This is a genomic window from Micromonospora inyonensis (genome assembly GCF_900091415.1).
Lineage (GTDB): Bacteria > Actinomycetota > Actinomycetes > Mycobacteriales > Micromonosporaceae > Micromonospora > Micromonospora inyonensis.
The window spans coordinates 866736-886762 of sequence record NZ_FMHU01000001.1 but is presented as its reverse complement, the minus strand read 5'-3'; the positions used below and the strand labels follow the sequence as shown (position 1 = coordinate 886762).

Below are 20027 nucleotides of genomic sequence, written 5' to 3'. Positions count from 1 at the left end.
ACGCCCAGCCGATCAACCTCACAGCCAGGACCACGGGCACTTATGACACACGGCCTAATCGCTGGCCCGTTTCCGTGCCGGTCGCGCACGCTCGTTGGCATGAGCATCGTCATCGCGTCCTTCGACGAGTCCGACCAGGCGGCGATCGACGCGGCGTTCCAGGTGGCCGCCGCCGCGCAGGCCGTCGACCTGCCGGACTTCCCGGAGCTGTCCCGTCAGCAGTTCGAGGGCGGGATCCGGCACCCGATGCCGGGCAAGACACACCTGACCGCGTTGGCCACCCTGGACGACGTCCCGGTGGGCTACCTGAACCTGTACCTGTCGCACGTGGAGAACGTCGACAACGCGGGTGTCGACCTGGTCGTCCACCCGGCCCACCGGCGACGGGGCGTCGGGCGGGCGCTGTACCAGCACGCCGTGCGGGTGCTGCGCGAGCACGGCCGGAAGCGGATCATCGCGGCATCGGTCGGGCCGCTGCCGGAGGGGCCGGAACGACCGGCGGTCGGTGCGCGGTTCGCCGCCGCGCTCGGTGCGCAGCCGGCGCTGGGCGAGGTACGCCGCCGACTCGTGGTCGACCGGCTGGACCACGCCGCCCTCGGCGCGCTGCTGGCCGACGCGCGCGAGCGGGCCACCGGGTACCGCACGATCACCTGGCAGGCGGAGACCCCCGAGGCGTACGTCGCCGACGTCGGTTACCTCGACAGTCGGCTCGTGCTCGATTCCCCGACGGGAGACCTGGTGATCGAGCCGGACCACGTCGACGCGGACCGGGTCCGGGGCATCGAGCGCGCGCTGGCGGCCCGGGGCCGGGCCCCGTACCACTGCGGCGTGGTGCACGAGGAGAGTGGCCGGCTGGTCGCCTGGACGATGATCATCGTCCTGCCGTCCATCCCACGGCACGCCGATCAGCAGATCACCATCGTGGATCCGGAGCACCGTGGGCGCCGGCTCGGCCTGCTAGCCAAGATCGAAAACCTGCGGTACGTGCTGGCGCACGAGCCGGAGCTGCGGGAGATCGACACCTGGAACGCCGCCGACAACCGTCACATGATCGCCATCAACGAGCAGCTCGGGTTCCGTCCCGTCGACGCCTGGACGAACTGGCAGCTCGACCTCTGAGCGCGGCCTCCCCGCCCGGCCCCCGCCCGGCGGTGCCCTGGCCCGGCGCCGCAGGGCGCAGTGCCGCCGCCCAGGGGCGTAGGGTCGGCTCGGGGTATCCGCCGGCGGCCAGGCCGGCCCGCCGCTCGAAGACGTTGCCCGGACCGTAGCCGCCGGTCAACGCGTACGACCAGGCACAGGCGAGCCAGTACGCCGGCCAGAAGAGCGGCCCGAGCAGCGCGTACTGGCCGGTGTGCCGCCGCTCGTGGCCGAGCAGGTCGGCGCGGTCCGGGTGCAGCAGCCACTCGGGTGGGCGGCGGGTCAGCACCACCGCGCCGACCGTGAAGCACGCCTGCCTCGGCACCGGCAGCCGGTACCCCCCGGCGACGACCAGCCCGTCCGGCGTGCGCCGCCGGGTGGTGCGGGCCAGCACCGCCAGCGCCAGGCCGACCGGCGTGGTGCCGTTGAGCCAGGTGAGCGTGGTCCGCGTCCGCTGCCGCACGGCTCCAGGATGCGCCGTCGGGTCGAACGCGGCCACCCGGCGGCTCCTACCGACCGGTCCCGGGCTACGGCATGATGGCGGGCATGACGGAGACCCCGCATCCCCTGTACGCCACGCACGCCGACACCCTCGCCCGCGCGCTGACCGCGATCTCCGAGCGCGGGTACTGGTCCGCCTACCCCGAGTCCCCCAGTCCCCGCGTGTACGGCGAGACCGCCGCGGCCGACGGGCGGGCCGCCTTCGAGGCGTACCTGGACGGCGATTTCCCCCTCGACCAGCCGGGCACCGGCGAGCGGGTCGCCACCGAGGCGAGCCCGTTCGGGGTGCCGCTGGGCGTGCGCTACCCGCACGCCCGGGTCGACGAGCTGGTGACCGTCGCCTCCGCCGCCCTGCCCGCCTGGCGGGACGCCGGCCCGCAGGCCCGTGCCGGGGTCTGCCTGGAGATCCTGTCCCGCCTGCACAAGCGCATCTTCGAGCTGGCCAACGCGGTGCAGTACACCAGCGGGCAGGCCTTCGTGATGGCGTTCCAGGCCGGCGGGGCGCACGCGCTCGACCGGGCGCTGGAGGCGATCGCGTACGCGTACGCGGAAATGACCCGGCACCCGGCGACGGCCCGGTGGGAGAAGCCGGCCGGCAAGGGCGATCCGCTGCGGATGACCAAGACGTTCCACGTGGTGCCCCGCGGGGTCGCGCTGGTGATCGGCTGCAACACCTTCCCGACCTGGAACTCGTACCCCGGTCTCTTCGCCTCGCTGGTCACCGGCAACCCGGTGCTCGTGAAGCCGCACCCGCGCGCGGTGCTGCCGCTGGCGATCACCGTCCAGGTGGCCCGGGAGGTGCTCGCCGAGGCCGGGTTCGACCCGAACCTGGTGCTGCTCGCCGCGGAGGCCCCCGGCGAGAAGCTCGCCTCCGACCTGGCCCTGCACCCGGCCGTGAAGATCGTCGACTTCACCGGCTCCACCGAGTACGGCGACTGGCTGGAACAGCACGCCCGCCAGGCCTCGGTCTACACCGAGAAGGCCGGGCTGAACACGGTGGTGATCGACTCCACCGACGACTTCGCCGGCCTGTGCCGCAACCTCGGTTTCACGCTGACCCTGTACAGCGGCCAGATGTGCACCACTTCCCAGAACATCCTCGTCCCGGCCGGCGGTATCACCACCGACCAGGGGCACAAGAGCTTCGACGAGGTCGCCGCCGGGATCGCCGGGGCGGTCGGCAAGCTCACCGCCGACCCGGCCCGCGCCGTCGAGCTGACCGGCGCGATCGTCAACGACGGCGTGCTGGAGCGGCTGGACGAGGCGGCCAAGCTCGGTGACGTCGTGCTGGAGTCGCGTCCGTTGGCGCACCCGGCACACCCCGACGCGGTGGTCCGTACGCCGACCATCGTCAAGCTCGGCGCGGACGCGACCACGACCTACGGCCGGGAGTGGTTCGGTCCCATCTCGTTCGTGATCGCCACCGGCTCGACCGCGCAGAGCCTGGAGATCCTCCGCACCACGGTCGGACGGAAGGGCGCGCTGACCGCCGCCGTCTACTCCACCGACGAGGCGGTGCTCGACGCGGCCGAGGCGACGGCGGTCGAGGTCGGGGTGCACCTGTCCTGCAACCTGACCGGAGGGGTCTTCGTCAACCAGTCGGCGGCGTATTCCGACTTCCACGCCAGCGGCGCCAACCCGGCCGCCAACGCCGCCCTGACCGACGGCGCGTACGTGGCGAACCGGTTCCGCGTCGTGCAGAGCCGTCGCCACACCGCCTGACCGGGGTTGGTTGTTTGCAGGGGACCCTTCCTACCGTTTTTTGGTAGGAGGGGCTCCCTGCAACCACCTCAGGCGGCTCGGCGCGCTCCCTCAGGCGGGTCGGCGCATCTGGAGTTCGCGCATCGACGGGATCGTGGGGTGCGGTACGCGTACCCCGGTGTCGGTGAAGCCCAGCCGCAGGTACGACCGGTAGGCCCGGTCGTTGCCGATCACCACCTCCAGCATGAGTTCCGGGCGTCCGCACGCCCGGGACCAGGCCCCTACCCCGTCGATCAGGGCGGCGAGCAGCCCGGTGCCGCGCCAGGCGGGGGTGACGTAGACCCCGAACACCACGGTCAGGCCCGCCTCGTGCGGCGAGGCGACGCCCCCGGCGTGGCCGACCAGGCGACCGTCGGGATCGGCGACGAACTGCGCGGTGTGCGGGCCGGTCGAGGTGTACGCGATCCGGGCGGCGAACTCGCCGTGCGGACGGGCGGCGGCGTCCGCGAGGGTCTCCAGGAAGGCCAGCGGAGCGTCCGCGAGCATCTCCAGGCGCAGGGCCCGCATTCGTGCGGCGTCGGTCGGGCGGACCCGGCGGACGGCGGGTACGCGTGCTGTCGAACCGGCCGGATTCCGCGTCATGTCCGAATGCCTACCGCAATGATGGTCGCCAATGTGATTCCGGGTCGACAGCCGCCCGTTATGCCCCGTTTTGTGATCGTGCGCTGCGGTCACGCTTCGTGTAGCGTGCGATTTCGGTCACCGAACATCGGCCGCTCCGGGCCGGTGCGGAAAGCGGTGATCCCGATGCCGGTCGGGTCGGTGTCGGGGGTTGCGTGTCGCCCAGCGAAGTGAGGAAGTGCACCGTGGCGCAAGGCACCGTCAAGTGGTTCAACGCCGAAAAGGGCTACGGCTTCATCGCCGTCGACGGAGGGCAGGACGTCTTCGTCCACTTCTCCGCGATCGAGATGGACGGCTACAAGGCGCTGGACGACGGGCAGCGGGTCGAGTTCGAGATCGCTCAGGGGCAGAAGGGTCCGCAGGCCGAGCGGGTGCGCGTCATCGCCTGAGCCGACCACGTGGAGGCGACGCTGCCGTGCCGCCGCCACGACCGGGAACGCCACGCTGCTCCGGCGCGCAGTCTGCCGGCGGGGCCACGGTCGACCCGTCCCCTCCGGGCCTGCCCGGATCCGACCCTTCGGAGCCGGGCGCGCCCCCGTCCACCAATCCGTCTCGGCGGCTCGCTGAGTCGCCGACCCGACGTGAACTGCGGCATATCGGGGCGTCCCTCCGTGCGGACGCCCCGATGTGCGGCGGACCCCGGGCCTCTCGCGTCTTCCCGGCCTCTCGCGTCTCCCCGGCCTCTCGCGTCTCCCCGGCCTCTCGCGTCTCCCCGGCCTCTCGCGTCTCCCCGGCCTCTCGCGTCTCCCCGGGCCTCTCGGCTTCCCGGGCCTCGCTCGTCCGGGGTGTTCCGCCGTTGGGGTGTCCGCCCGTCCGGCGCCCTCCCCTCTTGCCCCTCGCCGCGTCGATCATGAACTGGACGTGTCCCGGAAAGTCGACCCGTTCGTCTGACTCATGGCCCTCTCGCGTCCGGCGCGGTGTGGGGCCGCCGGTGAGAGCGCCCGGCGGAGGCATCGTGCTTGCACTCGGCAGGGGAGAGTGCTAAACAAGTCATTGGCACTCGCATGGCGCGAGTGCCAATGGTCGGGGCGGTAGGGCCACGGTCACGCGGCATCGAGCAGCGTGGCACATGGCCGGTCGTCGCGGGCTATCCGGCCCGGCCGAGGAGACGTCGTCGTCGCCAGGTGGCGACGTCCCAAGGTGCGTACACCAGGCGGCCCATCCGGGACACACACTCGGGTGGCCCGTGAGTGTCCAGGAGGACAACGCCGTATGGCCAAGATGATCGCGTTCGACGAGGAGGCCCGTCGCGGCCTCGAGCGGGGCATGAACCAGCTCGCCGACGCCGTGAAGGTGACGCTCGGCCCCAAGGGCCGCAACGTCGTGCTCGAGAAGAAGTGGGGTGCCCCCACCATCACCAACGATGGTGTGAGCATCGCCAAGGAGATCGAGCTCGAGGACCCGTACGAGAAGATCGGCGCCGAGCTGGTCAAGGAGGTCGCCAAGAAGACCGACGACGTGGCCGGTGACGGCACGACGACGGCGACCGTCCTGGCCCAGGCCCTCGTCCGCGAGGGTCTGCGCAACGTGGCCGCCGGCGCCAACCCGATTGCCCTGAAGCGGGGTATCGAGGCCGCGGTCGCGAACGTCTCGGAGGAGCTGTCCAAGCTCGCCAAGGACGTGGAGACCAAGGAGCAGATCGCCTCCACCGCCTCCATCTCGGCTGGTGACACCAGCGTCGGCGAGATCATCGCCGAGGCGATGGACAAGGTCGGCAAGGAAGGTGTCATCACCGTCGAGGAGAGCAACACCTTCGGCCTGGAGCTTGAGCTCACCGAGGGCATGCGCTTCGACAAGGGCTACATCTCCGCGTACTTCATGACCGACCCGGAGCGTATGGAGGCCGTCTTCGACGACCCGTACATCCTGATCGTCAACAGCAAGATCTCGTCGGTGAAGGACCTGCTCCCGATCCTGGAGAAGGTCATGCAGGGCGGCAAGCCGCTGCTGATCATCGCCGAGGACATCGAGGGCGAGGCCCTGGCCACCCTCGTCGTCAACAAGGTCCGGGGCACCTTCAAGTCGGTCGCCGTCAAGGCGCCGGGCTTCGGTGACCGCCGCAAGGCCATGCTGGGCGACATCGCCATCCTCACCGGTGGCCAGGTCATCAGCGAGGAGGTCGGCCTCAAGCTGGACGCCGTCGGCGTCGACATGCTGGGCCGCGCCCGCAAGGTCGTGGTGACCAAGGACGAGACCACCATCGTCGACGGTGCCGGCGACGCCGAGCAGATCCAGGGCCGGGTCAACCAGATCCGGGCCGAGATCGACAAGAGCGACTCCGACTACGACCGCGAGAAGCTGCAGGAGCGGCTGGCCAAGCTGGCCGGTGGCGTTGCGGTGATCAAGGTCGGCGCGGCCACCGAGGTCGAGCTGAAGGAGCGCAAGCACCGCATCGAGGACGCCGTCCGTAACGCGAAGGCCGCCGTCGAGGAGGGCATCGTCCCGGGTGGTGGTGTCGCGCTGGTGCAGGCCGGCAAGACCGCCTTCGACAAGCTGGACCTGGTCGGCGACGAGGCGACCGGTGCGCAGATCGTCAAGATCGCGCTGGACGCCCCGCTGCGGCAGATCGCCGTCAACGCCGGCCTCGAGGGCGGCGTCGTGGTGGAGCGGGTCCGCAACCTCGACGCGGGTCACGGCCTCAACGCCGCGACCGGTGAGTACGTCGACCTGCTGGCGGCGGGCATCATCGACCCGGCCAAGGTGACCCGGTCGGCGCTGCAGAACGCCGCCTCGATCGCGGCGCTCTTCCTCACCACCGAGGCCGTCGTGGCCGACAAGCCGGAGAAGGCCCCGGCCGCCCCGGCTGGCCCGGGTGGCGGGGACATGGACTTCTGAGTCCGGTTCCGACACACGCCGAAGGGGCGGACCGCGTCAGCGGTCCGCCCCTTCCGCCTTGCCCGGCCCGGGTGTCCACCCGGCCGATCGTGCTCCTCGCCGCACCGGCCTCAAGTCCCGGTCCGGTCACGTCGGCAGGGGCCGTCGTCGGCCCGGACGGTCGTCCGGCGGGTCGGCCCCGAGGGGCGCGTCCACCATCTCCACCGGTTCCCCGGACGGCGGCTCGGCGGGGGCCGACATCTCCACCAGTTGTTCGGCGTCGCCGTAGTCCAGCCAGTCGAGCGGTAGGTGGCCGGGCGGGTCGCCGACGGGTGCCCAGACGAGCGGCGCGGTGTCGTCGGCAGGTTCGTCGTCCATCCTCATGACTGCCTCCTCCTGCCGAAACGGTAGGAGGTCCAGGGCGTGGCCCGGGGTGGAACGGGACTATTCGGATCCGTGCCTGTTGTTGGGGGCTTTAGGAGCTGATGTCCTTTCGGTAGAGCAGGAAGACCCGCTCGATCCGGGCACCGGCGCTACCCACGTAGAACGGCACCGGCCCCACCCAGCCGATCTGGGCGTGTGCGATCCCGGCGTCCCGCTGATCACGCAGGCACCGCCGCAGCAGCACGCCGCCGATCCCCGAACCGGCCGCCGTCGGATCGGTGCCCATCGGCCCGAACCAGCTCGGCCGGGACGACCCCCACGCGGCGAAACCGACCACGGTGCCGTCGCGCCACGCCGCATGACACCCCGCTCCGGTACGCCCCACCGAGCCGGCCAGCTCGACGTCCCAGACACCGCCGAAGGTGTCCCGGGCGAACCCGGTCAGCGCCGGCAGGTCCTCCGGCTGCGCCCGGCGTACCGTCACCCCCGCGGCGGCGAGCCGCTGCTCCGCCCCGGCGGTGGAGCGCAGCGCCGGCGAGTCGTCGTACGACAGGTCGACGGTCATGTTCCAGGCGGTCCGGTCCTGGCGGTAGCCCAGCGCCAGCGCGGCGCAGACCGCCGGGGTGTAGCGGACGTCAACGCCCGGCCAGGCGTAGTACGGCGGGTTTCCGGCGAGCAGCACCTCCCGCGCGCCCCACTCGGCGAGCCGTCGTTCGGCGTGCGCCAGCAGCGTCCGCCCGACGCCGCGTCGCCGCTCCTCCGGCGCAACCACCACCAGGTCCACGCACCCGTACGCCGCCGTCCCGGGCGGATCCGGCCGCTCGGGTACGGAACAGACCAGTGCGCCGACCAGCGTCCTACCGCGTACGGCCAGCAGCCCGACCACCGGCCGACCGACCCGCGCCCGCCGGTAGAGGGTGTCCACGATGGCCTCGGCCTCGACGGCATCCTCGGGGAGGTCCAGTCCCCGGCGGCAGAGCGCGACCACCTCGGGCAGCCGGTCGTCGGTCAGCTCGGTCACGCTGATCCGGTCGTCGTCCATGGTCGCCGACCCTAGGCCATGGCACGGCAGCACGTGAACGACTGCCGCGGCGACGGCTGCCGGCCGGGGTGGGTTGGGTGGTTGGGTTGGGTGGTTGCAGGGGGCCCTTCCTACACAAAAAGCGGTAACAAGGGACCCCTCCTTACACCCGGGCGGCGCGGACGGCGGCGTAGGCGTCGACCAGACCGGCTCCGGCGACGTTGGCGGTGCCGCCGCACGATCCGGTCTCCCCGCCCGGTTGCGGCGACGTCTCCACCGGGGTGGCGGTCTCCCGCAGGATGCTCCGGGTGCGGTCCAGGTCACCGACGAGCGCCGGATCGGCCGACCACATCAGCGCCACCACGCCGGCCACCTGCGGGGTCGCCATCGACGTGCCGTCCAGCACGGAGTACCCGCCGCCGGGCATCGCGGAGCGTACCGCCGCGCCCGGCGCGACCAGGTCCGGTTTGGCGACCCCCGGCACCGGTCCCCGGCTGGAGAAGTCGGTGACCCGGCGGGACCGGTCCACCGCGCCGACCGTGAACACGTCCGCGTAGGGTGCCGTCGGGTCGTCGATCGACCCGCAGTACGGGCCGGTGTTGCCGGCCGCGGCCACCACGAACACCCCGGCCGCGTCGAAGGCGGCGGTGGCCGGTCGCAGCACGTGCGGGTCGCAGCCCTCGATCGTCGGACAGCCCCACGAGTTGGTCAGCACGTGTGGGGCCCGCTCGGGCCGGCCGTCGGTGAACGGGTCACCGCCGGGCGGGAACGGGGCCAGCATGAACTGGAGGCAGTCCAGGTAACGTGCCGGGCTGCCGAGGTTGCGGTCGAGGTTCACGCAGCCGGTCCAGTTCGCGCCGGGCGCGACCCCGATGCCGTTCCGCCCCACCGCGCTGCCCATGGTGTGGGTGCCGTGCCCGCCCTTGTCCCGCGGGGACCGGCTGCCCTCCCACGGGTCGTACCAGGAGTCGTCGCCGCCCCGGAACCCGGCCTGAAGCGCCGGGTGGCCCGCGTCCACGCCCGAGTCCGAGCTGCCCACGGTGATACCGGAGCCGTCCACGTCCAGCTCCGACCAGACCCGGTCCGCCCCGATCAGACGGATGTTCCACTCGGGACCGGTGGGGCCGGCGGCGTCGCCCCGGCTGGTGCCGGCCGGCGCGGGAAGCGGACGCAACCGTTGGCTGACCAGCACCCGGTCCACCTCGGGGCGGCTCGCGAGCCAGGCCCGCACCGCTGGACCGCCGTCCACCTCGATCGCGTTGACCAGGTAGTACGGGGTGTGGGCCAGTCGCAACCGGTCCAGATCCTGGCGCAGGTCGGCCTGGGTATGGTCGGCGGTGTCGACCAGCCGGCGGTAGACCTCGCGGACCCGGGCGTCCCGCCCGGCCACGCCCGGGGTGGCGGGCACGTCCCGCAGGTCGGCCTGCTGCCGCAGCACCACCAGCAGGCGTTCGCCGTGCAGCCCCGGCTGGCCCGGGCCGGCGTACACCAGGGCGCCCGCCACCGCGAGGACCGCGACGGCGGCCACGGCGAACCGCCGCCCCGGCACGCGGCGCGGCAGCAGCACGCCGTACCCCACCGCGAGCACGAGCGCGACGGCCAGCCCGGTCCCGGCGCTGACCATCACCCAGAACGGCACGTCCCGGGTGGTGCTCAGCAGCAGGCTGACCTCCTCCGGGTCGGTGAAGGCCAGCGGACCGAACACACCCAGCCCGACCAGCCACCGCACCGGGGCGCGGCCGGTCGGCCGCCCGCGTGGGTCGGTGGGCACCTGGAGTGCGCCGAGCACGAAACCGGCAGGTGGGAGGGTCAGCAGCGGGGCGAGCTGCGCACCGGAGTGGCCGGTGCCGGCGACGAGCAGTAGCAGCGTCACCCCGGCGACCAGGCCGCCGCACAGCACCAGCAGCGCCGGGCGGGTGGGCCGACCGGCACCGAAGCGGGCCCAGAACCCGGCGTCGAGCAGGACCCCGGCGAGGAGACCGACCGCCGCCGCGGCCAGGGCGGCGAGCACCGTCTCCAGCAGCCCGCCGAGTGCGCCCACCCAGAGCCAGGGCAGCAGCAGGGCCAGGCCGGCGGCGACCGCGAGCGGGGTGACCCCGCCGGGGGATGGGCCGTCGGCGGGGGCCGGGGTGTCGGCGAGGGCCGGGGTGTCGCTGCGGAGCAGGCGGGCGGCGACCACGGCGGTCAGGGCGGCGACCAGGGCGAGCGCGGCGAGGTACGCCTCGTGGTGCACCGCCGGCACCATCCGGAGCAGCCCGAGCACGCCGAGCGCCACCGACCCGGCGAGCCAGGCCCGGCCGGTGGCGCGGACCGCCCCGGAGCGGGGCACCAGGGCCAGCAGCAGCGCGGGCACCCCGACCGCGACGAGGGTGACCAGGGAGACCACCGGCCAGAGCCAGACCGGCCGGTTGAGCCCGCTGGCGAGCAGCGCCTGCTCGGCACCCCACCCGACGACCTGGGGGAGCAGGACCACCGCGACCGTCCAGCAACCGGCCAGAACGGCCGCGACCACCGCCAACGGCCCGGGTGGGGCCGCCGCGAACGGGGGTACGGGAGGACCGGGCGGGTACACGGGCTGCATGCCCGTACGGTACGCAGGCGGGTCCGCGGCGTGCCGCCGACCGTCGGTCCCGGTTACCGTGAACGGGTGCGTGACCCCAACATCTCCCGTGCCGCCGCCGGTCAACTGTCGCCCGTCCGGCGGGCCGCCGACCTGCGCCGGCTTCGGGCCGAACGGTTCGACGTCCTGGTCATCGGGGGTGGGGTGACGGGTGCGGGTGCCGCGCTGGACGCCGCGTCCCGGGGCCTCAAGGTCGCCCTGGTCGAGGCGCGGGACTTCGCCGCCGGCACTTCCAGCCGGTCGAGCAAGCTGATCCACGGTGGCCTGCGCTACCTGGAGCAGTTGGAGTTCGGCCTGGTGCACGAGGCGCTCACCGAGCGGGGGCTGCTCGCCACCCGGCTCGCGCCGCACCTGGTCCGTCCGGTGCCGATCCTGGTGCCGCTGCCGGACGGCGGCGGGGTGCGCGACCTGCCGGCCCGCGCCTGGCGGCGGGCCTACTACGGCACCGGCGTGGCCGCGTACGACGTCTTCGCCGGCCTCTTCGGCGGCGGTCGGGGCATGCCGCTGCACCGGCACCTGACCCGGGAGGGCACCCGGCGGGTCTTCCCCAGCCTGCGGCCCGACAAGGTGGCCGGCGCGATCCGCTACTTCGACGGGCAGGTGGACGACGCCCGACTGGTGGTCACCCTGGCCCGCACCGCGGCGAGCCTCGGCGCGACGATGGTGACCAGCGCCCGCGCGGTCGGTCTGATCCGGCAGGCCCGGGAGGTGACCGGGGTGCGGGTCCGTGACCTGGAGGCACCGCCCGGCTCACCGGGCGCCGAGTTCGAGGTGCACGCCCGTACGGTCATCGCCGCCACCGGGGTGTGGAGCGACGACATGTCCCGGATGCTCAACGACGTGGGACTCCGCCCCGGGGTGCGGGTCCGCGCCTCCAAGGGGGTGCACCTGGTGGTGCCCCGCTCGGCGATCACCGGCGAGGCCGGGCTGATCCTGCGGACGCCGACGTCGGTGCTCTTCGTCATCCCGTGGGGCGGGCACTGGATCATCGGCACCACCGACACGGACTGGCGGCTGGACCGGTCCCACCCGGCCGCCTCCGCGCGCGACATCGAATACCTGCTGGAGCAGGTCAACCTGGTGCTGGACAAGCCGTTGACCACCGCCGACATCGAGGGCGTCTACGCCGGGCTGCGCCCGCTGCTCTCCGGCGAGGCGGATTCCACCTCGAAGCTCTCCCGCGAGCACGCCGTGGTCGAGCCGATGCTCGGGCTGCTGCTGGTGGCCGGTGGGAAGTACACGACGTACCGGGTGATGGCCGGCGACGTGGTCGACCGGGCCGCCCGCCGGCTCGGCAACGTCCGGCCCTCCCGCACCGCCGACCTGCCGCTGCTCGGCGCGGACGGGTACGCGGCGATGTGGCGGGACCGGGCCGACCTGGCCCGCCGCCACGGGGTGCCGGTCGGCGTGGTGGAACACCTGCTGGAGCGGTACGGCAGCCTCACCCTGGACCTGCTCGCCCTGATCGCGGCGGATCCGCTGCTCGCCGCCCCGCTCGCCGGTGCCCCCGAGTACCTGGCCGCCGAGGTCACCTACGCGGCCCAGGCGGAGGGCGCGCTGCACCTGGAGGACGTGCTGACCCGACGTACCCGGATCTCCTTCGAGACCAGCCACCGGGGGCTGGAGTCGGTGGAGCACACGGCCGAGCTGATGGGCGCGGTGCTGGGCTGGGACGCCGACGTGCGGGCCCGCGAGGTCGCGCACTACCGGGCCCGGGTGGAGGCGGAACGGCAGTCGCAGCGGATGCCGGACGACGCCACCGCCGACGCGGCCCGGCTCGGCGCGCCCGACGTCCGGGGCTTCGCCGCCGACCGGGGCACGGACAGCGACCTGAGCGGACTGCCCGCCCCGTACTGACCCTGCCGCGGGCCCCTGCGGTCAGAGCACCTTGCCCGGGTTGAACAGGCCGTCCGGGTCGAGCGCCGCCTTGATCGCGTGGTGCACCCGGACGCCGACCGGGCCGATCTCGCGGGCCAGCCACTCCCGCTTGAGCAGGCCCACCCCGTGCTCGCCGGTGCAGGTGCCGCCCAGTTCCAGGCCGAGCCGCATGATCTCGTCGAAGGCCCGGCGACCCCGCTCCAGGCTGGCCGGGTCGGCCCGGTCGACCACGATGTTGGGGTGCATGTTGCCGTCGCCGGCGTGCCCGACCACGCCGATCGGCACGTCACACTCGGCGGCGATCCGGGCCACCCCGTCGAGCAGCGCGGCGAGCGCGCCGCGCGGCACCGCCACGTCGTCGATCACCAGACCGCCGTTGCCCTCCGGGTACGACCGGGCGGCGAACGCCTCCATCGCCGGGTGCGCCAGTCGGCGGGCCTGGAGCAGCGCCGCCGCCTCCACGGCGTCGGTGGCGACGTACACCTCGGACGCGCCGGCTGCCTCGCAGATCTTCTCCAGCCGGGCCAGGTCCTCGGCGGCCCGGGGGCCGGTGTCGGCCGCCGCGAGCAGCAGCGCCTCGGCGTCGGTGCGCAGCCCCATCGGCTGGTACGCCTCGATCGCCTCGAGGTGGGTGCGGTCGAGCAGTTCCAGCAGGCTCGGGCTCAACCCCTGCGCGGCGATGCCGGCGACCGCCGTGCCGGCGTCGGCGGTGGAGTCGAAGACCGCCACCAGGGTCAGCGACTCCTCCGGGGCGGGGCGCAGCGCCAGGGTCACCTCGGTGATGATCCCGAGGGTCCCCTCCGAGCCGACGAAGAGGCGGGTCAGGTCGTACCCGGCGACGCCCTTGGCGGTGCGCCGCCCGGTGCGCAGCACCTCGCCGGTGGCGAGCACCACCTCCAGGCCGAGCACGTACTCGGTGGTCACGCCGTACTTCACGCAGCACATCCCACCGGCGTTGGTGGCGACGTTGCCGCCGATGGTGGACGACTCCCAGGAGCCCGGGTCGGGCGGGTAGTAGAGCCCCTCCCGGCGGACCGCGCCGGCCAGGGTGGCGTTGACCACCCCGGGCTGCACCACGGCGAGCCGGCTGACCGGGTCGATCTCCAGGATGGCGTCCATCGCCGAGGTGCTCAGCACCACCGCGCCGTCGACCGCGTTCGCCGCACCGGCCAGTCCGGTCCGTGCGCCCTGCGGCACCACCGGTACGCCGTGCCGCGCCGCCGCGCGGACCACCGCGACCACCCCTGCGGTGTCCCGCGGGCGGACCACGACCAGCGGGGTACCGGCGGCGCAGAGGTCGGCCTCGTCCCGCTGGTGCATCCGCAGCAGGTCCGGGTCGGTCAGCACGGCGGTCCCACCGAGCGCGGCGCGCAGTTCGTCGAGGAGAGGGGTGGCGGGCATGCAGGAGAGGTTAGCGTCGGCCCAGCTCGCAGACCACAGTGCGGCCAGCACCCGGACCGGCCCGCGCGGCGGACCGCAGGGCGGCCGGCGTCCCCCTCAGGCCCGTGCGGCGGACCGCAGGGCGACCAGCTCCCGGGTCAGGTTCGCCCGCGCCGCGGCCTCCCACCGCTGCGCCGGCTCGGGAAGACGGAACAGGGCCGGCAGGGCGAGCAGACCCGCCAGTACCCGGGCCCGGCCGGCCCGGAACGCCGGTTCGGGCACGTGCGCGTACTCCCGGCGGACGTGTGCGGCGTAATCGTCGTACCGCTGCGGGTCGGCCCCGAGGATCGCCAGGTCGGCGTCGCAGAGCAGGGCCCCGTCGCGGTCGTCGGGGGCGACCCCGTGCCCGGCGGTGAGCAGCACCAGCCGGCCGACCTCGGCCACCGCGCCGGCCGGCATCCCCAGAGCGGTGAGCAGGGTACCGGCCAGCGCGGCGCTGTCGCGCTCGTTGGCGTCCCCGGTGGCGTGCGGGTCGTAGACCGCGTCGTGGCACCAGGCGGCGAGCCGGACCAGGTCGGGCCGGTCGGCGTGCCCGGCGTACGCGTCGACCACGTCCAGCACGGCGGTCAGGTGCGTCACGGTGTGGTAGTGCCGTTGCGGCTCCCGCCACCGGGCGAGCAGTTCCTCCCCGGCCCGGGTCAACGCGTCCGTGTCCGGGGCACCCGCTCCCCGGGCCGCCGCCCGCCACCGTCGCACCAGCGTCTCCACGGATGCAGTGTGCCGTACGCCGAGATGTTTGCAGGGGCACGAGGTGTTTGCAGGGGCACCCTGCAATGCAGAAAGCGTGAGCAGGGTGCCCCTGCAAACACCCGGGGAGCGAGCGGCACCACCGCCGCCAGCGGCACGGTGGCAGGATTCACCCGCCCCGGCGCGGGTAGTCCCGCCCATGGCTGTTGCCCGTAACCGTCGCCGTGTCCTGAGGCATCGCACCGGGCGGCTACGGGACGGGCTGGTCGACGTCGACAGCGCCCGGATCGCCGGCGCCATGTCCGAGTTGCGGCACCGGGGGCACGCCACTCTCCGCGACCGGCTGCACCGGGTACGCAGCGCGATGGTGCTCGCCTTGCAGGCCGGGCTGGCGGCGGCGTTGGCCTGGCTGGCCGCGCACGAGCTGCTCGGCAACCCCGAACCGGTCTTCGCGCCGATCTCGGCGGTCGGCACGCTGGCCGCCTCGGTGGGCCAGCGGATGCGCCGGACGGTCGAGCTGATCCTCGGGGTGGCCATCGGGGTGCTCATCGGCGACGTGCTCATCTACTTCCTCGGGACCGGGCCCTGGCAGCTCGCCCTCGTGGTGATCCTCGCCGTCGTCCTCTCGACTTTCCTCGGTGGCAGCGCCGCGGTGGTCATCCAGGCGGCGGCGACGGCCGTGCTGATCGCCACGCTCAGCCCGTCCACCGAGAACCTGGAGATCCCCCGGTTCGTGGATGCCTTCGTCGGTGGTGGCATCGCGCTGCTGGTCACGGCGGTGCTGCTGCCGCTCAACCCACTCCGCGTGATCAACCGGGCCGCCCGCCCGGCCCTGGACCTGCTCGCCGACCAGCTCGACCGGGCGGCGCAGGGAATCCGGGACCGGGACCGGGACCGGTGCCAGGGGGCGCTGGAGCGGCTCCGGGCCAACCACGAGGAGCTGACCGCCTTCGCCGAGGCGATCGAGGGGGCGAAGGAGACCATCACCATCTCCCCGGCCCGCTGGCACCGGCGCGACGAGCTGGCCCACTACGCGGAGGCCGCCGTGCCGGTCGACCGGGCGATGCGCAACAGCGGCACGTTGATCCGCCGGGCGGTCACCATGATCGAGGACGGGGAACCGGTGCCCGACCCGCTGCCCGACGCGATCGGGCACCTCGCCGAGTCGGTCCGGCTGCTCCGGCACGAGTTCGCCGTCGGGGCGGAACCGCAGGACAGCCGGGAACGCTCCCTGCGCGCGGTCAGCGAGGCCGGCCGGGCGTACACGCAGGGGGTGGGCTTCTCCGGCAGCGTGGTGGTGGCGCAGGTGCGCACCACGGCCAGCGACCTGATGGTCGCCTCCGGCCTGGAACAGGAGGAGGCCAACCGACTGATCCGGGCCTCCTTCGGTGAACAGGAGAGCGCCGGGCGGCCCGCCCCGCCCCGGCCCGCCCCGCCCCCGCCGCCCTGACCACCGGGCTCCGGTGGCGCGGTGGCCACCCGCGTCCGACGGACGCGTCACCGGTACCGAATGCGCCCGGCCGGTCCGGTGCGGGGTGGCTACGCTGACCGCATGGCCGACACCCCGTCCGGCGGAGCCACCCCGGCTGCTCCCTCGCCGCCGAGCCCCGCCCTCACCCCGTTGGGCGGACCGCCCGGCGTGCCGCTGCCGTACCGGCGTCGCACCTGGTGGCGGTACGTGGTGCTGGCCGGCGCGATCCTGCTCATCGCCGCCTGCGCGGTCTTCATGCTGTTCACGCTCGGCGAGAGCCTGGGCGCGGAGGCGCTGCTGGTCGGCCTGGTCGCCGCGATCCTGCCGGTCCCGGTGCTGGTGACCTGTTTCCTGTGGCTCGACCGGTACGAGCCGGAGCCGCTGAAGTACCTTCTCTTCTGCTTCGCCTGGGGGGCGTTCGTCTCCACGGCGGCGTCGATCGAGGTCAACGGGTTCTTCGCCGACCGGTTCGCCGACTGGGGGCTGCCGGAAACCCTCACCGCCGTGTTCAGCGCCCCGTTCATCGAGGAACTGACCAAGGCCCTCGGGCCGATCCTGCTGCTGATCTTCCGGCGGCGGGAGTGGTCCGGCATCACCGACGGGCTGGTCTACTGCGGGCTCTCCGCGGTCGGGTTCGCCATGGTGGAGAACATCCTCTACCTGGGCGGGTACGGCTACCGCACCGGTGTCGAGGAGTACGGCCCGGCCACCGGCGCGCAGCAGGTCCTGCTGACCTTCATCGTCCGGATCCTGATTTTCGGGTTCGCCCACCCCCTCTTCACCGCGATGACCGGGGTGGGGCTGGGCATCGCCGCCCGGACCGCCGACCGTCGGGTCCGCGTGCTCGCCCCGATCGCCGGGCTGCTGCTGGCGATGATGCTGCACGGCGCCTGGAACTTCCTGCCGTCGCTGTCCCTGGCCATCGGGCAGCCCCTGGTCGCCCTCTACGGCTACATCGGCGTGATGGTGCCGATCTTCTTCGCCATGGTCGGGCTGGCGGTCTGGTTGCGGGCCTGGGAGGGCCGGCTGACCGAGCGCATCCTGCCCGACTACGTCCGTGCCGGTTGGCTCACCCCGCCCGAGGTGGCCGCGCTGGGCAGCCTCGGCCGCCGGCACGCGGCCCGGAGCTGGGCCCGCCGGGTCGGGGGCGACCGCGCGGTAAAGGCGATGCGGGAGTACCAGTTCTCCGCCACCCGGCTGGCCCTGCTGCGCGACGGCATGCGGCGGGGCCTGGACGCTCGTCCGGCCGACCGGCAGCGGGCCCTCGCCGAGGAGCGGCACCTGCTGGACACGATCAGCGCGTACCGGGCGTTCTTCGTGGGGCGGGATCCGTACGCCCCGGTCGGGATCTGGGACGGGGAGCGCTACCACCTGCGTTTCCCGGACGGCCAGCAGCGTCCGGTCGACCCGCCGGACGAGCCGGTGGTGCCGATCCCGGTGGTGCTCGCGCCACCGCCCCCGCCGGTCCACCTCCCCGGTCCTCCCGCCTGGTACGGCCCACCCCCGCCGGTCGCCCCCTGGCCGCCCCACCGCTGATCCGCCCCCGGGACGGCCTCGATCTGGTCGTCGGGGGCGGTGTCAGGTCAGCAGGCTGCTCAGGAAGTCGCCCAGGCCGGCGGCGATGGCCAGGAGGGCGACCCCGATGGCCTTGAACATCTCTGCCGCCCCCTGCGGCCGGAACGCCATGAAGTAGATCAGGAAGGCGACGCCTCCCCAGATCAGCAGCTTCTTCAGGAAAACCGGCATCGTCCCTCCCCGGGGCGTGGACGTGCCTGGCTTCCCGCCGTCGCAGGGCGCAAACGAGCACCGACCGGGCGGCTGCCCGGTCGGTGGGGGAGGACGTCGAGCTAGAGGTACAGGCCGGTCGAGTCGGGTTCGACCCGTTCGGCGGCGACGGCGTGCACGTCCCGCTCGCGGAGCAGGACGTAACCTCGGCCGTGCAGTTCGACCTCGGACCGGTCGTCGGGGTCGAAGAGCACGCGGTCGCCGGAGACGATGGACCGGACGTTGGGCCCGACGCCCACCGCGGTCGCCCAGGCGAGACGCTTGCCCACGGCCGCGGTCGCCGGGATCACGATGCCGGCGGTGGAGCGGCGCTCACCCTCGTTCCCCTCCAGCCGCACCAGCACGCGGTCGTGCAGGAGACGGATCGGCAGCCCGGGGTCACCATTCTGGTCAGCGGTCACGGGAGGAACGCTACCGTGTCCGGGCGTGCCCTCCCGCTGGTGGTTACCGGGTGCGGCGCGGGGGCAAGGTGTGGCGGACCGTGCCTACCGTGGCCTCGGCGACGGTTCCGGTTCAGTGGTTACCGTATGACAACAGTTGGTTACCTGGAGGTGCGCGTGAGCCGCTTGGAACGGGTACGCGGACGGCTCCGTCACGCGTACGAGTCGGGACGGGACGCGGTCCGGGCGGGTCGGGAACGCCACCGCGTCCGTGCCGACGCCGTCCCCGCCGCGCAGGGTGGACCGGAGTCGGGGGTCGCCTCGCCGGACAACCCGGGGCCGGTCGCCCCATCGTCGGCGGTGGTGGTCGGCGCGGAGACCCCGGCGGCACTGCACTCCTCCACCGCCAGCCGGGACGACGCGGACGTCCCGCACGCGCTGCGGATCGGGGCCGCCTGGTCGTGGCGGCTGCTCGTGGTCGGGCTGGTCGGCTGGGCACTGCTGAGGATCGTCAGCCAGATCCGCATCGTGATCATCCCGTTGGCCGTGGCGCTGCTGCTCTCGGCGCTGCTCGCCCCGGCCGTGGGCTGGCTGCTGCGGGCCCGCTTTCCCCGGTCGCTCGCGACGGCGGTGGTGCTGGTGGGCGGGGTGGCGGCGGTGGTCGGCACGCTGACCCTGGTGGTCAACGAGTTCATCAAGGGCGTCCCGGAACTGAGCAAGAAGTCGTCCCAGGGGGTCCGGCAGATCCAGGACTGGTTGAAGACCGGGCCGCTGCACATGAGCGACAGCCAGCTCGACCGCTACATCGACGAGGGTCAGCAGTGGGTGAACGACAACACCAACCAGCTGACCAGCGGCGCGCTCTCCACCGCCGCGACCGTCGCCGAGTTGCTCACCGGCACCCTGCTGGTGGTGTTCGCGACCTTCTTCTTTCTCCGGGACGGACGGGTCATCTGGCGTTTCCTGGTCCGGCTGCTGCCGGTCGCGGCCCGCTGGAAGGTCGACGACGCCGGCCAGGCGTCCTGGTCGACCCTGGTCGCCTACGTCCGTGCCACCGTGCTGGTGGCCTTCATCGACGCGGTCGGCATCGGCATCTTCCTCGTCGTCTTCGACGTCCCGTTCGCGTTCCCGCTGGCGGCGCTGGTCTTCCTCGGCGCGTTCATCCCGATCGTCGGCGCGACCCTCTCCGGGACGGTCGCGGTGTTGGTGGCCCTGGTCGACAGTGGAGTGGTCACCGCCCTGATCATCCTCGGCGTGGTGATCGGCGTGCAGCAGGTCGAGGGGCACATCCTCCAGCCGCTGATCATGGGGCGGGCGGTGGCCATCCACCCGCTCGCGGTGATCATCGGTATCGCCGCCGGTGTGGTGCTGGCCGGGATCACCGGTGCGCTGGTGTCGGTTCCGCTGATCGCGGTGCTGAACACCGCCGTGCGCCGGCTCGCCGCCCGGACGGTGCCGGACACCCCGCCGGACGCGGTGGTGGTCGCCGCCAAGGCCCCGTAGCCGCCCGCGCCGTAGCCGCCCGCG

At 73.4% G+C, this 20027-nt stretch carries 16 protein-coding genes and 1 pseudogene; 8 read left to right on the top strand and 9 right to left on the bottom strand.

Annotated features, from left to right (window positions below; all coding sequences use genetic code 11):
• Positions 1-99: 99 nt before the first annotated feature.
• A complete protein-coding gene (locus GA0074694_RS03920; protein WP_091452542.1) occupies positions 100-1119 on the top strand; it encodes a GNAT family N-acetyltransferase in 1020 nt (339 codons plus the stop codon).
• On the opposite strand, the gene GA0074694_RS03915 is transcribed toward GA0074694_RS03920, so the two are convergent.
• Positions 1058-1600, bottom strand: a complete 543-nt coding sequence (locus tag GA0074694_RS03915) for a hypothetical protein (protein ID WP_176737767.1) — start codon at positions 1598-1600, stop codon at positions 1058-1060. The genes GA0074694_RS03920 and GA0074694_RS03915 overlap by 62 nt on opposite strands.
• 83 nt (positions 1601-1683) lie before the next feature.
• Here GA0074694_RS03915 and paaN point away from each other — a divergent pair, with 83 nt between their 5' ends.
• Entirely contained in the window at positions 1684-3360 is a 1677-nt protein-coding gene (gene paaN / locus GA0074694_RS03910) for a phenylacetic acid degradation protein PaaN (RefSeq protein WP_176737766.1), read from the top strand.
• Between the two features lie 90 nt (positions 3361-3450).
• On the opposite strand, the gene GA0074694_RS03905 is transcribed toward paaN, so the two are convergent.
• Complete coding sequence (locus GA0074694_RS03905) at positions 3451-3981, bottom strand: GNAT family N-acetyltransferase (protein ID WP_091452536.1); 531 nt, start codon at positions 3979-3981, stop codon at positions 3451-3453.
• A gap of 224 nt (positions 3982-4205) precedes the next feature.
• On the opposite strand from GA0074694_RS03905, the gene GA0074694_RS03900 reads away from it, so the two are divergent.
• Both GA0074694_RS03900 and groL read left to right on the top strand, forming a co-directional pair.
• The gene (locus GA0074694_RS03900) at positions 4206-4409 is read left to right on the top strand and encodes a cold-shock protein (protein WP_013288855.1); all 204 of its coding nucleotides are present in this window, start codon (positions 4206-4208) and stop codon (positions 4407-4409) included.
• 823 nt (positions 4410-5232) lie between these two features.
• Positions 5233-6855: a chaperonin GroEL gene (gene groL / locus GA0074694_RS03895; protein WP_091452533.1), complete on the top strand. Its 1623-nt coding sequence runs from the start codon at positions 5233-5235 to the stop codon at positions 6853-6855.
• Positions 6856-6981: 126 nt separating this feature from the next.
• On the opposite strand, the gene GA0074694_RS03890 is transcribed toward groL, so the two are convergent.
• The 3 genes from GA0074694_RS03890 to GA0074694_RS03880 all read right to left on the bottom strand — a co-directional run bounded on the left by GA0074694_RS03890 (position 6982) and on the right by GA0074694_RS03880 (position 10820).
• Positions 6982-7218, bottom strand: coding sequence for a hypothetical protein (locus GA0074694_RS03890; RefSeq protein ID WP_377464921.1), 237 nt, complete (start codon positions 7216-7218; stop codon positions 6982-6984).
• A gap of 91 nt (positions 7219-7309) precedes the next feature.
• Positions 7310-8260 (bottom strand): GNAT family N-acetyltransferase, encoded by a 951-nt coding sequence (locus GA0074694_RS03885; RefSeq protein WP_091452526.1) that lies wholly within the window; start codon positions 8258-8260, stop codon positions 7310-7312.
• A 142-nt stretch (positions 8261-8402) separates the two neighbouring features.
• The gene (locus tag GA0074694_RS03880) at positions 8403-10820 is read right to left on the bottom strand and encodes a S8 family serine peptidase (RefSeq protein ID WP_091452523.1); all 2418 of its coding nucleotides are present in this window, start codon (positions 10818-10820) and stop codon (positions 8403-8405) included.
• Between the two features lie 81 nt (positions 10821-10901).
• On the opposite strand from GA0074694_RS03880, the gene GA0074694_RS03875 reads away from it, so the two are divergent.
• On the top strand, positions 10902-12716 hold the full coding sequence (locus GA0074694_RS03875) for a glycerol-3-phosphate dehydrogenase/oxidase (RefSeq protein ID WP_091458613.1): 1815 nt from the start codon (positions 10902-10904) through the stop codon (positions 12714-12716).
• A 21-nt stretch (positions 12717-12737) separates the two neighbouring features.
• Here the strand turns inward: GA0074694_RS03875 and GA0074694_RS03870 are convergent, their stop codons facing one another.
• Both GA0074694_RS03870 and GA0074694_RS03865 read right to left on the bottom strand, forming a co-directional pair.
• Positions 12738-14138, bottom strand: coding sequence for an FAD-binding oxidoreductase (locus GA0074694_RS03870; protein ID WP_091452520.1), 1401 nt, complete (start codon positions 14136-14138; stop codon positions 12738-12740).
• A 96-nt stretch (positions 14139-14234) separates the two neighbouring features.
• Positions 14235-14885 carry an HD domain-containing protein gene (locus GA0074694_RS03865; protein WP_091452517.1) on the bottom strand — a complete coding sequence of 217 codons (651 nt, stop codon included), beginning with the start codon at positions 14883-14885 and terminating at the stop codon, positions 14235-14237.
• Positions 14886-15063: 178 nt separating this feature from the next.
• Between GA0074694_RS03865 and GA0074694_RS03860 the strand changes: the two genes are divergently transcribed.
• Both GA0074694_RS03860 and GA0074694_RS03855 read left to right on the top strand, forming a co-directional pair.
• Positions 15064-16314 (top strand): FUSC family protein, encoded by a 1251-nt coding sequence (locus tag GA0074694_RS03860; protein ID WP_091452514.1) that lies wholly within the window; start codon positions 15064-15066, stop codon positions 16312-16314.
• 60 nt (positions 16315-16374) lie between these two features.
• Positions 16375-17887 (top strand): annotated as a pseudogene (locus tag GA0074694_RS03855) (PrsW family intramembrane metalloprotease); the annotation flags it as partial.
• A 26-nt stretch (positions 17888-17913) separates the two neighbouring features.
• Here the strand turns inward: GA0074694_RS03855 and GA0074694_RS31365 are convergent.
• Positions 17914-18081 (bottom strand): hypothetical protein, encoded by a 168-nt coding sequence (locus tag GA0074694_RS31365; RefSeq protein ID WP_176737765.1) that lies wholly within the window; start codon positions 18079-18081, stop codon positions 17914-17916.
• Between the two features lie 101 nt (positions 18082-18182).
• Complete coding sequence (locus GA0074694_RS03850; protein WP_091452508.1) at positions 18183-18521, bottom strand: GroES family chaperonin; 339 nt, start codon at positions 18519-18521, stop codon at positions 18183-18185.
• Between the two features lie 126 nt (positions 18522-18647).
• Here GA0074694_RS03850 and GA0074694_RS03845 point away from each other — a divergent pair, with 126 nt between their 5' ends.
• Positions 18648-20003 carry an AI-2E family transporter gene (locus GA0074694_RS03845; RefSeq protein ID WP_091452506.1) on the top strand — a complete coding sequence of 452 codons (1356 nt, stop codon included), beginning with the start codon at positions 18648-18650 and terminating at the stop codon, positions 20001-20003.
• Positions 20004-20027 lie beyond the last annotated feature (24 nt).

What these genes read in the sequence shown, in the direction of transcription:
- GA0074694_RS03880 (WP_091452523.1), bottom strand. Translation starts at nt 10,820, where the DNA reads ATGCAGCCCGTGTACCCGCCCGGTCCTCCCGTACCCCCGTTCGCGGCG.
- GA0074694_RS03870 (WP_091452520.1), bottom strand. Translation starts at nt 14,138, where the DNA reads ATGCCCGCCACCCCTCTCCTCGACGAACTGCGCGCCGCGCTCGGTGGG.
- GA0074694_RS31365 (WP_176737765.1), bottom strand. Translation starts at nt 18,081, where the DNA reads ATGCCGGTTTTCCTGAAGAAGCTGCTGATCTGGGGAGGCGTCGCCTTC.
- GA0074694_RS03890 (WP_377464921.1), bottom strand. Translation starts at nt 7,218, where the DNA reads ATGAGGATGGACGACGAACCTGCCGACGACACCGCGCCGCTCGTCTGG.
- groL (WP_091452533.1), top strand. Translation starts at nt 5,233, where the DNA reads ATGGCCAAGATGATCGCGTTCGACGAGGAGGCCCGTCGCGGCCTCGAG.
- GA0074694_RS03845 (WP_091452506.1), top strand. Translation starts at nt 18,648, where the DNA reads ATGACAACAGTTGGTTACCTGGAGGTGCGCGTGAGCCGCTTGGAACGG.
- GA0074694_RS03920 (WP_091452542.1), top strand. Translation starts at nt 100, where the DNA reads ATGAGCATCGTCATCGCGTCCTTCGACGAGTCCGACCAGGCGGCGATC.
- GA0074694_RS03905 (WP_091452536.1), bottom strand. Translation starts at nt 3,981, where the DNA reads ATGACGCGGAATCCGGCCGGTTCGACAGCACGCGTACCCGCCGTCCGC.
- GA0074694_RS03860 (WP_091452514.1), top strand. Translation starts at nt 15,064, where the DNA reads ATGGCTGTTGCCCGTAACCGTCGCCGTGTCCTGAGGCATCGCACCGGG.
- GA0074694_RS03885 (WP_091452526.1), bottom strand. Translation starts at nt 8,260, where the DNA reads ATGGACGACGACCGGATCAGCGTGACCGAGCTGACCGACGACCGGCTG.
- paaN (WP_176737766.1), top strand. Translation starts at nt 1,684, where the DNA reads ATGACGGAGACCCCGCATCCCCTGTACGCCACGCACGCCGACACCCTC.